Source organism: Desulfovibrio sp. UIB00 (assembly GCF_022508225.1).
GTDB lineage: Bacteria > Desulfobacterota > Desulfovibrionia > Desulfovibrionales > Desulfovibrionaceae > Desulfovibrio.
On sequence record NZ_JAETXJ010000006.1, the window covers coordinates 149194 to 163107 of the forward strand.

A 13914-nucleotide genomic window follows, 5' to 3' on the forward strand; every position below is an offset into this window, starting at 1 on the left:
ACTTGCCTCCTTCCGACTACTTTTCGGACAATTCGCGGTGCTTGAGGTCAATGCCGATGTGCGTCATGACGACATCCGCCAGCCAACCCAGTATGCAACCTGTAACCGGGATAATGGCCATAGTCAGAATGGCAAAAAAGAAGTGGCTTTCATTGTACATTTCAGCCCACCAGTACAGTATGCCGTCAAGCTTGCGCGTATCGGCGACCACCACAACGTTGGCAACCTTGCCGCCGCCAGCAGCCAGGGCCGCGCCGGGCAATGCCGCAACCAGCAGCGCGCAACCTGTAAGCCATGTCCAGAGCCTCTGCATCCTTTTCATAACTTCCTCCACATCAAAATGTGACATCTCCACTTCAACCACTTACCCATGTTGCGATGACTCCCGTCGGGGGCAGGCACCGCCTCGTTGCCTCGAATGTGAAAGTATTAGCAAAGGCTGTGCCATTGCATAATTATTGCCTGAAATTGCGCCTTTTTTTCTATTTTTGCGCGAAAAATCTTGTCACGAGGGGGAATGTTTTTTATACTCAGCTCCAAGATTGCGCTTTTTTGCACAAAATAGGGGAGCACCATGCGCTTACACAGAACACTTCCCCAGGGCAGCTCACTGGAGTTCACGGCATTCTTTATGAATCGCAGCCTTGCAAGCCGTATGCTGATGCTGGGTTTGCCCCTGCTGGCGCTCGTGCTGCTGATTATTTTTACTGCCACGGGCAGCAGCATCGAGGCCATTCTTGATCGCGCAATTGCGCGCAATGCACAGCTTCAATCACAGGCAATGAGCCTTGCGCTGGAGCAGGCGCTGGACGAAACGCGCAATCAGCTTCTTATTCTCGCCGCTGGTTCCATGGATCAAAAAGACATGGCCAACCGGCTCAAATTCCGCGCCAAGGCCGGTGGCTTGCGATACAGGGAACTGGCTTTTGAGGGTCTGGCACCAGACAACCGCTATCTGCTTGTCAACACGGGCGGGGATATCATCAATGTTCCCATGCGGCAGGCACTTGCCAGCCCCACCGGTCCCTTCCACTCCATTGCCTCGGAACACCGTGCCGGGCACGTCAGCGTTGCCCAGCCCGTTGAAGTGACCTACTCCATGGTGCCGGTTAAGGGCAGCAACCAGAATATCACCTTGTATGTGCTGCGCTTTTCCACTCCGGTTCATGATGCGGAAGGCACGTTTGCCGGCTACCTGATGCTTTCTCTGGATCTGAGGGAGCTGCGGGATATCCTGTCCACTTACTCCGGCCCCAATGCCCCCATTGCCGCATCAGGCGATGAGGGGCGCGTGCGTACACTTTTTTTTGACCGCGATGGCTGGATGCTCTTTCAGTCCGAAGCTCCGGATGCTGGTCTGGCTCAGCGCAGCCTGGGCACAGATGCAGTACGCGCAGGCTTTCTTGGTGATTTTGGCAGGCCTGGATTTAACACCGCATTCCGGCCTGGCCCCGAGCACATCAATTATTGGAGCATGGTATCCGATGTGCAGGAGGGCAAGTCAGGCCAGCTTCCCCTTTCTGAAAACAGCTCTCTGTGGAGCAGCAGCCAGATGAGGGTGGAGAGGGTCAGTTATGTCCCTGTAACCTTCAGCCCTGCTTCGCAGGAAACAATAATATTGGGCGGTTTGGCGGTACTGGACACCAGCTTTACCACCACACGCACGGGCGTACAGCTCATGGGCATCTATGTTGGGGCCTTTGTTGGCGGTATGCTGCTTTTGGGTCTGAGCCTTTGGTGGCTGGCGCGGCAGACGGGCAGATCGCTCAACGCCGTAACAGCGGAGCTTGAACGCTGCAACGCCGAAGGGACCGACAAGAATATAGATATGCCCCAACTGCCGCGAGAACTGGAACAACTGAAGGCCGGCATCAACACCCTGCTTGAGCGCTTGCGCTTTGCCGCCGAGGCGCGCCGCCTGCGCGCCGCTGAGGATGATGCCCAGCAGCAGCGCGAGCCAGTGGAAGATCTGCCGCATCCCGAAGACCTGCCAGTCAACAGCCTTATTGGCACATCGCCAGCCATGCTTGCCCTGTGCGACAATGTTCGCAAGGCTTCGCAGGTGATGGCCGATGTGCTGGTTGTGGGCGAAACCGGCACAGGCAAGGAGCTGGTTTCCGAGGCCATCCACAGGCTCAGTGCTCGGGCCGCAGGGCCGTTCATTACCATCAATTGCGGCGCGCTGGACGAAAATCTGCTCATGGATACCCTTTTCGGGCATGTGAAAGGCGCATTCACCGAGGCACGCGCGCCGCGCAAGGGGGCTTTTCTGACGGCGCAGGGCGGTACCCTCATGCTGGACGAAGTGGGCAATGCGGCCCCAAAGGTGCAGCAGGCCCTGCTGCGGGCGCTCTCCACCAGGCGAATCCGGCCGCTTGGCAGCGATGAAGACGTGCCTTTTGACACGCGCATCATTGCCGCGACCAATGCTTCCCTTTTAGATGATTCGCAGAAGGGTTCTTTCCGCGAAGATTTGTACTACCGGCTGGCCGTCATCACCATCAACACGCCGCCGCTGCGGGAGCGCAAGACGGACATTCCCTCGCTGGCGGTCTATTTTCTCTCGGAAGCTCTCAAGGCCAAGGCCAGGCTGAAGGCAGAAGGCGGGGCGCAGCCCGCTGGCGCGCTGACGGGCATGACCGCTGCCATGCCGCAGGTCAGCAAAGGAGCAATGGCCAAACTGATGGACTACGACTGGCCCGGCAATGTGCGCGAATTGAAAAACACCCTCACCCGGGCCCTGACATTCTGCGAAGGTGGCATTTTACTTGCAGAAGATATTCAGCTTGGCGCGACTACCCAACCGCAAAACGACGCCATTCCGGCAGGCCAGAGCGATACTACGACAGCTCCGGCGCAGGAATCGCGCAAGCCGCAGGAGGATCCTTGCGAGCAGGGATTCTGCGCAACACCCCCTGCCGAAGATCCTGCATCGGCAGAAGGTTTGCCCGGCTGGCTGGTTAGCCCTGCGGCCGCAGATATTCCCGTGCAGGCCGCAGTGGGCGACCTTGCCCCTCAGCCGCAAAACGAGGCCTCTGCGCAACTGGATACCCTGCTGCGCGGCAAGGACGCTGCAGACAAGCTCAACCGGCGCGTCATGGAGGTCTGGCCGACCATCGCGGCCTCGGGCAGCATCAGCAGGCAGGAATATCAGGCCCTTGCCGGAAAAAATATTTCCATGCGCACGGCCCAGTACGACCTGCAACTGCTTGTGCAGCTGGGCCTTGTGCGCAAGGACGGACGCGGCCCTGCGCAAAGGTATATTGTGATCGGGCAGGGACGCTAACAAGCGACATTTACGCATCAGGCATTCAGCATCGTCAGTTTCAGGGCATGACGAAAATCTGCGATCAAGGATATCCTTATGGCCTCTCTGCTGAAAAAACTGTTTGGCATTGCCCCCCGTGTTGGCCGCGAGGCGGCCATGGACGCCTTCAACAAACGCTATGCCTCATTCAAGGAGCTGCTCCAGGCCAATGCTGATCTGGCCGGGGTGATGGCGGGGCTGGACGCCACCCTGCGCGGCGACAAGCACATGGAAACCAGCGAAGTGCGCAAGCAGGCCCGCCGGGCCATATTCCACTGCGAGCGCATGGCCTCGACCCTGAGCGAAATGTCGGGCCAGTGCGACATCTCCCTGGGCAGCGCCGTACATTCCATTGCCGCACGCATTGAACACGAGCTGGATCAGCACACGCGCGGCGACGTGCCGCAGTTTACCCTGCCCCTCTCAGAGGTTGACGCCAGCATGGCTTACAGTGTCGGCGGCAAAAACGCCAACCTTGGCGAACTGCGCAACATGCTTGATATGCCAGTGCCACGCGGATTTTCCATCACTATCCGGGCTTGCAGCTATTTTTTGCTGCGCACGCCGGGCCTGTTCAAAAACCTCTTCCGGCTGCTGAAATCCATTGACCCGGAAAAACCCGCGCGGATTGCAGAAATTTCCCAGAGCATTGAGCGGCTTGTGCAGGAGGCCCCCATCCCTACAGAAGTTGAGCAGGCTCTTTTTGCAGAATGGGACGCGGCTTTCGGCAAAAACGCAGATGTGGTTGTGGCCCTGCGCTCAAGCGCCATTGCCGAGGACGGCGTGCAATCCTTCGCCGGTCAGTACCGCAGTATCCTTGGCGTTACCCGCCAGGATCTTTTGTCCGCCTTCAAAAAGGTGGTTGCCAGCCTGTTTTCGCCCCGCGCCCTGACCTATCGCGCCGAGCACGGTTACGATCTGGACGCCACGGGCATGGGGCTGTGCTGTGTTGAAATGGTGCGGGCCAAGGCCGCTGGCGTGGCTTTTTCGCGCCATCCGGTAGACCTGCGCTCCAACGCCACTGTCATCAACGGCCTGTGGGGTCTGGGCGAAATGGTCGTGGACGGATCGGGAACCCCCGACCAGTGGCTTGTTTCCCGCGCCACAAAAAAGATCACCATGGCCACCATTGCCCACAAAACAGTGCGGCTGCGCCTTGTGCGCACCAAGACCGGCCTTGTGGAAAGCTCGCTCGAATCCGTGCCCGATCCCCTGCGCGATGTTCCCTGCCTCAGCGATGATCAGGTGCGCAAACTGGCAGAAATGGTCATGGAACTGGAGAGGCACTACCAGTATCCGCAGGATATGGAATGGGCCGTGGACGAAGACGACCAGATTATTTTGCTGCAAACCCGCCCCATGGGGTTGGACAGCGCCTCCGAGGAACATTCTGCCCCGGCCCTGCGGCACCTGCGCCCCCTGCTTTCAGGCGGCGATATTGCCGCGCGGGGCGTTGGTTGCGGCCCTGTTGTCCATGTGGGCGAAGGGGAAGACATGACACACTTCCCCGAAGGGGCGGTCATGCTGCTTGCCCACTCCTCGCCCAACGCCATGGCGGCCATGCGCCGCGCCTCTGCCATTATTGCCGAAACAGGCAGTCTTACCGGTCACATGGCTTCCATTTGCCGGGAATTTGGCGTGCCTACCATCATGAACCTTCCGGGCGCCAACAGCATCCTGGCCGAAGAGCAGGTCATCACTGTTGATGCGCTCACCGGCAGAATTTTTGACGGAGAAGTGCAGGAACTGCTGACCCTGCGGCTGGTGAAACCCCAGACCAGACCCAGCAGCCCGGCCCTGGTGCTATTGCGGCGCATCTCTCCCTATATTCTGCCACTGCATCTGGTGGATCCGCGCGCGGATACCTTCACGCCCCGTCATTGCACATCGCTGCACGACATCATGCGCTATGTGCACGAATTGAGCTATTCCCAGATGTTCCAGATATCCGATAGGGTTACGGATCACTGCGCGGGCGTTGCCAGCAAGCTTGTCTGCACGGTGCCGCTTGATCTGCACGTGATTGATCTGGGCGGCGGGCTGCGCAATCCTGAGTCTCGCCAGGTAACACCCAATGATGTGCTGAGCGTGCCTTTCAAGTGCGTGCTTGACGGCATGCTCAATCCGGCGGTGCAGGCTCGTGGCCCACGGCCTGTAAATATGCGCGGTTTTCTTTCAGTCATGGGGCAGACCGCCATTGGCTGCAATGAGGAGGGCTGTTCACGCTTTGGCCAGCGCAGCTATGCCATAGTTTCTGACCGCTATCTCAATTTTTCGTCCCGCGTGGGCTATCACTACGCCATTCTTGACTGCTGGTGCGGCGAAACCCTGAGCAAGAACTACATCCGTTTTGAATTTGCCGGGGGTGCCGCTGCCAATGCTCAGCGCGAAAGACGCGTGCAGTGCATAGGCCTGATCCTCAAAGAGCTGGGCTTTACCGTCGAGATAACGGGTGATAGACTGCGGGCACGTTACCAGAAATACCCCAGGCATGAGCTGTGCGCGCGTCTGGATCAACTGGGACGACTCCTGATAATGACCCGTCAGATGGACATGCTCATGGTGGACGATGCAGCAGTGCAATCCTACGCCACCAAGTTCCTGAATGGCGAATATCATTAGCCGCACACCCTTTGCGGGGGTGGGCCCGGCCCCGCACGGCGGCCTGAGCCAACGCGGCACAACACGATTGAGGCCCCATGCCGCCCCTAGCCGCATCGTCTGCGCAAACCCCGGAAGGCACTGCCTTCCCTGATCCGCCGCAGACGTTATTAAGCCGTGATTTTGTTCTGCTGTTCTGCATGACCATGTGCTGCAACAGCTTTGTGGCCGTTTTTTACTGCTTTGAGCAATGGCTCGAAGGCCTTTCTGTCAGCCCCAACTGGCGGGGAGTGCTGCTCTCTTCCATGTTTGTCATGGTTCTGATTTTCAGGCAGGTGGCAAGCGTGGTTCTGTTGCGCCGTGGCAAACTCCTGCCCATGGCCACCGCCATCATCATTTCAAGCGGCGTCATGCTGGCCTACCCTTATGTGGGCGGCTCCCATATTATTGAGCTGATTCTGCTGTTGCGGGTGGTACAGGGCATTGCCCTTGCTTTTTTCTCCTGCTGCACGGTGTCCGTGCTGGTGAGTTGCATACCCAAGGGCCAAAGCGCGCGCGGTTTTGCCATCTTTTCGCTCACCCTGCTGCTGCCCTATTCCATCATTCCGGCAGTAGGGGAACAGATACTTGCCCTGCTCGGGGGCGAACCTCACCTCTTTGCCTTCACGGCTCTGCTGGGCATTCCCTCCCTGCTTATGCTGGTGCCGCTGGCGCCACGCCTGCGCAAGCCAGAAATGGCCCAGGAGGCAGAAGGCGGTATGTCTGGTCGGGAATTATGGCATGCGGTGAGTCATTCCGGCCTGTTTTTTGTGTATATGGCCTGCATGACATTCAGCATCATGACAGTGCTGGCCATCTTTTTCATGAAGGGTTTGTGCTCCATCACCGGCGCGCACCCGGCGTGGTTTTTCAGCACCTATACGCTCACTATCATTCTTGTGCGTCTGGTGGGCAGCAACAGGCTTGATACGCTGCCGCGCCACAGAATTACCATTTTGTGCAGCGTTCTGTTGGTCTGCTGCATGCTGGGGCTGGCCTGGGGGCCGCTGTGGGCTTTCATTCCCCTCACCTTCCTGTACGGGTTGGGCCTGGGGCTGCTCTATCCCCTGCTGGCGGCCATGGTCTATGACCGCTCCACACCCACTACACGCTCCATCAACTCCAATGTAATGATGGCAACCTTCGATTCCAGTGGTATTTTTGCCCCTATAATCGGAGGATTGGTTATGTACGAGGGCTTCGGTTACCGGGGTGTTTTTGTGGCCACGGCAGTTTCCATCGGCCTGTGCGGCCTTTCCATGGTGGCTGACAAGCTGCGCGTTGCCCATTGGCAACGGCAGGGCCGCCACATAGCTTAGGCTCCAGACTCTGCAAACGCATGGCAAGAATCCGGTCAACAGCAGCCCTGCGATGGCGAGAGAAAGTGTTGCCTTTGACAAAAATGCAATAATATATCATTTCAGTTTCTGACTCAAAAAACGCTGGCATCCTGATCCAGAAACATGGGAGAAATGATGAAAAAACTAATTTTATTGGCGGCCTGCTCGGTCTTGCTCACATCCGCCCCCGCGCTTGCGCATGGCCCGCACGAACACGGCGCGGCCCGCCTGGACGTGGCTGTGGAAGGCAATATTGTAGAAATCAGCCTCGAAAGTCCCCTTGCAAACGCCCTGCCCTTTGAACACGCTCCACGCGATGCAGCCCAGCGTCAGGCAGTACAGAATATGGCGGCAACCCTGCATAAGGCGGAAAATATTTTTGTTTTTCCCGCCGCTGCCCAGTGCCGCATCAAGAAGGTAAAACTGGAATCCGAAGCCCTGCCCGAGGCCCTGCTGGGAGCAAATACCACCGCGCAGCCGGAAAAAACGCAAACATCACAGCAGAACGCGTCTACCGCACCTGCTGTTGAACCCAAGCCGCATGCAGACCATGACGAAGATACCGGGCACGATGAACACAGCGCTCATGCAGATCTGGACGCGTCTTTCACCTTTGAATGCGTGCACCCCGAGGTCCTGCACGGCGTGGACGTGCGTCTTTTTTCCGCATGGCCAGCCCTGCATGAACTGCGCGTTCAGATAGTCAGCCCCACTGGGCAGCACGCCGCCGAGCTGAACGAACAAGCCCACACCCTCAAGTGGTAAATCCCATGAATTCCGTTACGCCAACAGCGCCGCAAGCGCCTTGCAGCATGAATGCGGGCGAGCAGGCAGTTCTGCTTGAAAACTGCACCTTTTGCTGGCCCGGCCAAAAGGAAGAAACCCTGCGTATCCCCCTGTTCCGCGTGGGCAAAGGGGAGACGGTCTTTCTTTCCGGCCCCAGCGGCGGGGGCAAAAGCACCCTGCTCAGCCTTATTTCGGGAATACTGCAACCAGCTTCCGGCAGTGTATGCGTCAACGGAATTCGTGTGGACACCTTGCCAAGATTCGCCAGAGATTCCTTTCGCGGCGGCACCATCGGCCTGATATTTCAGCAGTTTAATCTTGTTCCGCATCTCTCCATGCTGGATAATGTGCTGCTGCCCTGCCGCTTTTCGCCCATACGCGCCGCACGTGCGACGGAAAAGGATGGAAGCCCGGAGCAATCCGCGCAACGCCTGCTTGAACGCCTTGGCCTTGGGCAGGAACTGTGGCGCAAAAGCGTAACCCGTCTTTCTGTGGGGCAACAGCAGCGGGTTGCCGCTGCCCGCGCCCTTGTAGGCTCGCCCCCGCTGGTCATGGCTGACGAACCCACCTCTGCGCTGGATGCGGAACGGCGGGCAGATTTTCTGCGCCTGCTGCTACGCGAAAGCGCCGAAGCCGGGTCAAGCCTGCTGTTTGTCAGCCATGACCTGTCTCTGGCAGAATTTTTTGAACGTCGTGTCAGGCTGGCTGAGATTAACCGGGCCGATGCCAGCAGGGCAGACAAAGGGATAATTCCACAGGGAGAAACCGCATGAGCCGCTGGCGTTTTTTGTTGGGGCTTGCCTGGTCGAGCGCCTGGTACCGCCGGGGAACCCTGAGCCTTGTGGTGTTTTCCATAGCGCTTTCCACCACCTTGCTGCTCGGTATGGAGCGAGTGCGTACTCAGGTGCGCGATAATTTTATTCAGGCAGTTTCCGGCACGGATATGGTGGTGGGAGCACGCGGCAGCGAGTTGCAACTGCTGCTCTATGCCGTGTTTCACATGGGCAAAGCCACCAACAATATGGGGTGGGACAGCGCCCAGCGCGTTGCCCAGCGCAAGGACGTGGCCTGGACGATTCCCCTTTCGCTCGGCGATTCGCACAAGGGATTTGCCGTAGTGGGCACTACGGACGATTTTTTTACCCAGTACCAATATAGCAGGCGCATGCATCTGCAATTTGCCCAGGGCGCACCCTTTGACGGCATCTTTGATGTTGTGCTGGGGGCAGACGTTGCCAGCAAAGAACACTACAAGCTTGGCGACAGGCTGGTGCTCAGCCACGGCTCGGGCAGCGCCCACCTTGCCCAGCATACGGACAAGCCCTTTACTGTGTGCGGCATTCTTGCGCCCACAGGTACCCCTGTGGACAGGGCTTTGTACATCAGCCTTGCCGCCATGGAGGCCATCCATATCGACTGGCAGGGCGGCGCGCCTACGCCGGGTTTTCATGTACGCCCAGATCAGGTAAGCAAGTTCAGCCTCACGCCCAAGAGCATTACAGCGGTGCTGGTTGGCCTGAAAAACCGCGCCCGCGTTTTTGCTGCGCAAAGGGAAATCAACGCCGACCAGCAGGAGGCCCTCATGGCCGTTATGCCCGGGGTGGCGCTGGATCAGTTGTGGAGCCTGCTGCGCTCTGGCGAAAATGCCTTGCGCGTCCTTTCCTGGCTGGTAACGGTGGCTGGCCTCGCTGGCCTCGTGGCCGCCATTCTGGCAGGGCTGGGTGAACGGCGGCGCGAGCTGGCTGTGCTGCGCGCGGCAGGGGCCAGCCCTCTGGATATTGTGGCCCTGCTGGCTTTTGAAGGCACGCTGCTGGTCCTCACGGGCGCCTTGGCGGGTGCTGCCGCTCTGGCCGCCCTGCTTGCAGTGTTTGGCCCGGTGCTGGCTTCGGGTTATGGACTGAATCTCACGCTCACGCAGCCCACAACCGCCGAATGGCGTTTGCTCGGTGGGATTGTGGCTGCTGGTTTCTTTGCCGGGCTTATCCCGGCATGGCGCGCCTACCGCATGAGTCTGGCTGACGGCCTCAACGCCTCTGCATAATAAAGGAACCTGCCATGAAAACAGCCTCGTCCACAGGGCGCATCCTCTGTATGCTGGCAGCCTTGCTGTGCGGCTGGCACAGCGCAACCGCCCTTGCCCTGACTGACGATTACGAGCGGCAAAAAATCGAACACTGGCAGCCCTCACGCGAAGATGCGGACACCGCCGCTGCCGCGAAAAAGAGCGGAAAATACTCCGAAATCACCTGGGACAAGCTGATTCCGCCATCATGGAATCCCGCAAAAGTTTTCGACAAATTCAATTTTGACAAGTTCAGCGATGACGACCCCAGAGCGGACAAGGCCCTGAAAGAATTTCAGGCCATGTGGAGCAACGCGCCCGCCAACAAGGCCTTGGGCGGCAAGCTGGTACGCATAGCCGGATTTGTGGCTCCTCTTGATTTTCTGGGCGGCGATGAACTGGCAGAATTTTTGCTTGTTCCCTATTTCGGCGCGTGCATTCACGTGCCGCCGCCCCCGGCCAACCAGATCATCTACGTCACACTGGACAAACCACGCGGCATACAGATGATGGACACCGTGTGGGTTTATGGAAAGCTTGAAATCGAAAAAACAGAAAGCGACATCGGCGATGCGGGATACCGCATCAAGGCTGAGGCGGTGGAACCCTATGTGGAAGACGAAAACAACTGATCAGGCTGAACCCGCCTGTTGTCAGAAGGACACGCCATCGTGCCCCACAAACAACCCCTGCGCGGCGTCCAACCTGCGGCTCACGCCCCTGCGGCGCATGGTGCTTGCCTATCTGCAACAGGCCAAGGAACCCGTCAAGGCCTATGACATTCTTGATGCCCTGCGCGGCAAATCCTCCAAGGCCCTCACGCCTGCAAGCGTCTACAGAACGCTTGAATTTCTGCTCAGTCAGGGCCTTGTGCACAAGGTTGGCTCACTCAATGCCTTTGTGGCCTGCGCGCAAGCCTGCCAGGAGCCTCATGCGCCCGTGTTCATGCTGGTATGCCCCGGTTGCCGCAAGAGCCGCGAGGTGAACAATCCCGCGCTGTATCAGACCATCTTTTCCACCATGCAGCAGCAGGGCTTTCAGCTTCGGGGCGACACCGTGGAACTGACAGGCGTCTGCCCCCAGTGCGCAGAAATGGACGCGCATGCTGGCGCGTAACGGGGTGGAGTGCACCACCCCGCACACGCCCCCGCCCGGCAAATAGACGGGGTGAGAGTGCTGGTAAAATCAACAAGAGCGGAAACAAGAAACCAGTGAGTCATAAAGCGAAGGGCCTTTGCAGGCCCTTCGCTTTTATTTATTTTTCCGTGTCTTCCCCACCCTTGGCCTCGGCCTTGGCTTTTTTGACGCGCGGGGTTCCGGTGCGGTGCACGACAAACTTGCTGATGGAAGGTTTGCGGTGCACTGGTTCCTGATGCAGGCATTTTGTGGGGCACTTTTCCACACACGCGGAGCAATACACGCACAGGAAGGGATCATAATTCCACTTTCCGGCTTTTGCATCCACGGTAATGGCATCGGTTGGGCATACTCTCGCGCAGGAATTACAGAATATGCACTTTTCAACCTCGTTGGTGATCACGCCACGATAGGCGGGGAAGGGTTCGCGCTCTTCCAGAGGATACAGCCGCGTGGCTGGCTTGCCCGAAAGATTGCGCAGCACGTTTGGGAGCATATACATGGGCTACCTCTCTGTGCAGGAGATGCACGGGTCGATACTCAGCACGATAACCGGCACGTCGGGCAGTTTGCAGCCCGGCAGCATGTGCAGCAGGGGCGGCACGTTGGCAAAGGTGGGCGTACGCACGCGCATACGCTCCAGATTCTTGGTGCCGTTGGCCCGTATGTAATAGAACAGCTCGCCACGGGGCTGCTCCACACGAAAGACCGATTCACCCTCGGGGTTGCCGGTGACTTTTACGGTCAGCTCGCTTTCGGGCAGGCGGTTCAAGGCTTCGCGGATAAGCTCTATGGAGTGCAGCACTTCATAGAAGCGTACCTTGGAGCGGGCGTAGCAGTCGCCGTCATTCTCAACCACGGGAATGAAGTTGAGATCCTTGTAAGCGGCGTAGCCGTGCATGCGCTCATCGATTTCCCAGCCGCTGCCGCGCAGGGTGGGGCCGGCAGCGCCAAGCAGGCGGGCATCGTCCTTGCTCAGGTAGCCGATGCCGCGCGTGCGTTCCTGCACGGTGTAGTCGTCAAGCATGGTGCGGGTAAGCTCGCGCATACCCTTTTCCAGCTCATCCAGACGGCCATGCATCCAGCGGATCTGATCGGGGCTGAGGTCGCGGCGCACACCGCCAACCACGTTGACCGAAAGGATAACGCGGTTGCCCGCCGTGGCTTCGCAGATGTCCATGACATGCTCGCGGATGCGCCAGAACTGCTGGAACACGCTTTCAAAGCCAAACGAGTCGGCAAACAGACCGAGCCACAGCATGTGGGAGTGTATCCGGTGCAGTTCTGACCAGATAACCCGCAAAAACTGCGCACGCGGCGGCGCTGTAATGCCCATCATGTCTTCAATGGCGTTGCAGTAACAGTTGGCATGGATGCACGAGCAGATGCCGCAGATGCGCTCGACCACAAAGACCATCTGATTGTAGTCCTTGAGCCGCACGAGGCTTTCAAGCCCGCGATGCACAAAACCAAGCTGGGGCACGGCCCCGACCACGGTTTCATCTTCCACCACAAACTTGATGTGCAGCGGTTCGGGCAGTACGGGATGCTGCGGCCCGAAAGGAATCACGGTTGTGCGGTTGCTCATGCCTTCTCTCCTTTGGCCGTGTCATCCTTGGCGGCCTCGGCCTTGGCGGCGGGCCGCCGGACCGTGGTCATGGTAAAGTACGGCGCGTGGGTGACTTCGCCCTCCAGATACATGGCCCCCTGGTAATCCAGAGGCAGATCAGCAAAATGCACCCCGAACTGATCCTGCGTTTCGTTCTCGACGAGCACGGCGCAGAAATATACGGGCGTGATGCTGGGGATGGCGTCGTTCTTGTTCACATCCATGCGCAGATGCACCATGCCCTTGGCGTCCGTGGGTTCCCACACGCACAGTTCGGCGTTGTGGCGCAGGTCGGACATGGTGAGGTTTACGTCAAAGTGATAGAAAAGCCGCAGCGTGTTTTCGTCCATGACGGTCTGCGACATGGTCACAAAACGGTATTTGGCGTTGGCAAGCTGCTGCACTTCTGAAAGCAGCGTTTGCGGCGTCACTTCCTTGGCTTCAAAAAACATGGCTCTATCCTTTCCGGGTTAACCCGCGTTTTGCTGTGGCTTGTCGGGGGCTTCTTCCGGCGCGGACTCCGCCTGCGGCGTCATGTCGGGAGTGCCGTCCTCATCGCCCGGCATAAAGGTGGGCACAGGCTCTGGGCCAAGGCCCATCTTGGCCTTGAGCACGCCAAGGGCCTGCACCACGCCGTCAATGATGGCCTCGGGTTTGGGCGGGCAGCCGGGCACGAACACATCAACAGGAATGATGTTGTACGCTCCGTTCAGCACATTATAGGTATCCTTGAACACGCCCCCGGAAAGGTTGCAGGCTCCGATGGAAACCACGGCCTTGGGCGAAGGCATCTGTTCGTATATCTGCTTGAGCACATGCTGGTTGCGGTGGTTGACCGTGCCTGTAACCAGCAGCACGTCGGCATGCTTTGGGTTGCCCGCGTTGACCACCCCGAAACGTTCTACGTCATACATGGGCGTCAGACAGGCCAGCACCTCGATGTCGCAGCCGTTGCAGGAACCGCAGTCAAAATGAACTATCCACGGAGACTTCAGGCGGCTCCGCTTGATCATATTGTCGACGAAACCCATAT

General features: G+C 58.5%; 13 protein-coding genes. 8 read left to right on the forward strand and 5 right to left on the reverse strand.

Going from position 1 to position 13914, the window contains the following annotated elements; all coding sequences use genetic code 11:
• Positions 1 to 16: 16 nt before the first annotated feature.
• Positions 17 to 322, reverse strand: coding sequence for a DVU0150 family protein (locus JMF94_RS10980; protein ID WP_192112853.1), 306 nt, complete (start codon positions 320 to 322; stop codon positions 17 to 19).
• A 252-nt stretch (positions 323 to 574) separates the two neighbouring features.
• Between JMF94_RS10980 and JMF94_RS10985 the strand changes: the two genes are divergently transcribed.
• The 8 genes from JMF94_RS10985 (at position 575) to JMF94_RS11020 (ending at position 11251) form a co-directional block, all read left to right on the forward strand.
• Complete coding sequence (locus JMF94_RS10985; protein ID WP_240825131.1) at positions 575 to 3286, forward strand: sigma 54-interacting transcriptional regulator; 2712 nt, start codon at positions 575 to 577, stop codon at positions 3284 to 3286.
• Positions 3287 to 3364: 78 nt separating this feature from the next.
• Positions 3365 to 5929: a PEP/pyruvate-binding domain-containing protein gene (locus tag JMF94_RS10990; RefSeq protein ID WP_240825133.1), complete on the forward strand. Its 2565-nt coding sequence runs from the start codon at positions 3365 to 3367 to the stop codon at positions 5927 to 5929.
• 77 nt (positions 5930 to 6006) lie between these two features.
• The gene (locus JMF94_RS10995; protein ID WP_240825134.1) at positions 6007 to 7266 is read left to right on the forward strand and encodes an MFS transporter; all 1260 of its coding nucleotides are present in this window, start codon (positions 6007 to 6009) and stop codon (positions 7264 to 7266) included.
• A gap of 156 nt (positions 7267 to 7422) precedes the next feature.
• Positions 7423 to 8052 (forward strand): DUF2796 domain-containing protein, encoded by a 630-nt coding sequence (locus JMF94_RS11000; RefSeq protein ID WP_240825135.1) that lies wholly within the window; start codon positions 7423 to 7425, stop codon positions 8050 to 8052.
• Between the two features lie 5 nt (positions 8053 to 8057).
• Positions 8058 to 8846, forward strand: coding sequence for an ABC transporter ATP-binding protein (locus JMF94_RS11005; RefSeq protein WP_240825136.1), 789 nt, complete (start codon positions 8058 to 8060; stop codon positions 8844 to 8846).
• Positions 8843 to 10114 carry an FtsX-like permease family protein gene (locus JMF94_RS11010; RefSeq protein WP_240825137.1) on the forward strand — a complete coding sequence of 424 codons (1272 nt, stop codon included), beginning with the start codon at positions 8843 to 8845 and terminating at the stop codon, positions 10112 to 10114. The genes JMF94_RS11005 and JMF94_RS11010 overlap by 4 nt, the downstream gene beginning before the upstream one ends.
• 14 nt (positions 10115 to 10128) lie before the next feature.
• Positions 10129 to 10767, forward strand: coding sequence for a DUF3299 domain-containing protein (locus JMF94_RS11015; RefSeq protein ID WP_240825138.1), 639 nt, complete (start codon positions 10129 to 10131; stop codon positions 10765 to 10767).
• Positions 10745 to 11251 (forward strand): Fur family transcriptional regulator, encoded by a 507-nt coding sequence (locus JMF94_RS11020; protein WP_240825139.1) that lies wholly within the window; start codon positions 10745 to 10747, stop codon positions 11249 to 11251. Before JMF94_RS11015 ends, JMF94_RS11020 begins: the two co-directional genes overlap by 23 nt.
• Positions 11252 to 11390: 139 nt before the next feature.
• Here JMF94_RS11020 and JMF94_RS11025 read toward each other — a convergent pair whose 3' ends face one another.
• From JMF94_RS11025 to JMF94_RS11040, 4 genes are read right to left on the reverse strand one after another with little or no spacing between them, the layout of a single operon-like run.
• Positions 11391 to 11774, reverse strand: coding sequence for a 4Fe-4S binding protein (locus JMF94_RS11025; RefSeq protein WP_240825140.1), 384 nt, complete (start codon positions 11772 to 11774; stop codon positions 11391 to 11393).
• 3 nt (positions 11775 to 11777) lie between these two features.
• Positions 11778 to 12860 carry a nickel-dependent hydrogenase large subunit gene (locus tag JMF94_RS11030; protein WP_215647835.1) on the reverse strand — a complete coding sequence of 361 codons (1083 nt, stop codon included), beginning with the start codon at positions 12858 to 12860 and terminating at the stop codon, positions 11778 to 11780.
• On the reverse strand, positions 12857 to 13333 hold the full coding sequence (locus JMF94_RS11035; protein ID WP_022658253.1) for an NADH-quinone oxidoreductase subunit C: 477 nt from the start codon (positions 13331 to 13333) through the stop codon (positions 12857 to 12859). Before JMF94_RS11035 ends, JMF94_RS11030 begins: the two co-directional genes overlap by 4 nt.
• 18 nt (positions 13334 to 13351) lie before the next feature.
• On the reverse strand, positions 13352 to 13912 hold the full coding sequence (locus JMF94_RS11040; RefSeq protein ID WP_022658252.1) for an NADH-quinone oxidoreductase subunit B family protein: 561 nt from the start codon (positions 13910 to 13912) through the stop codon (positions 13352 to 13354).
• Between the last annotated feature and the right edge of the window lie 2 nt (positions 13913 to 13914).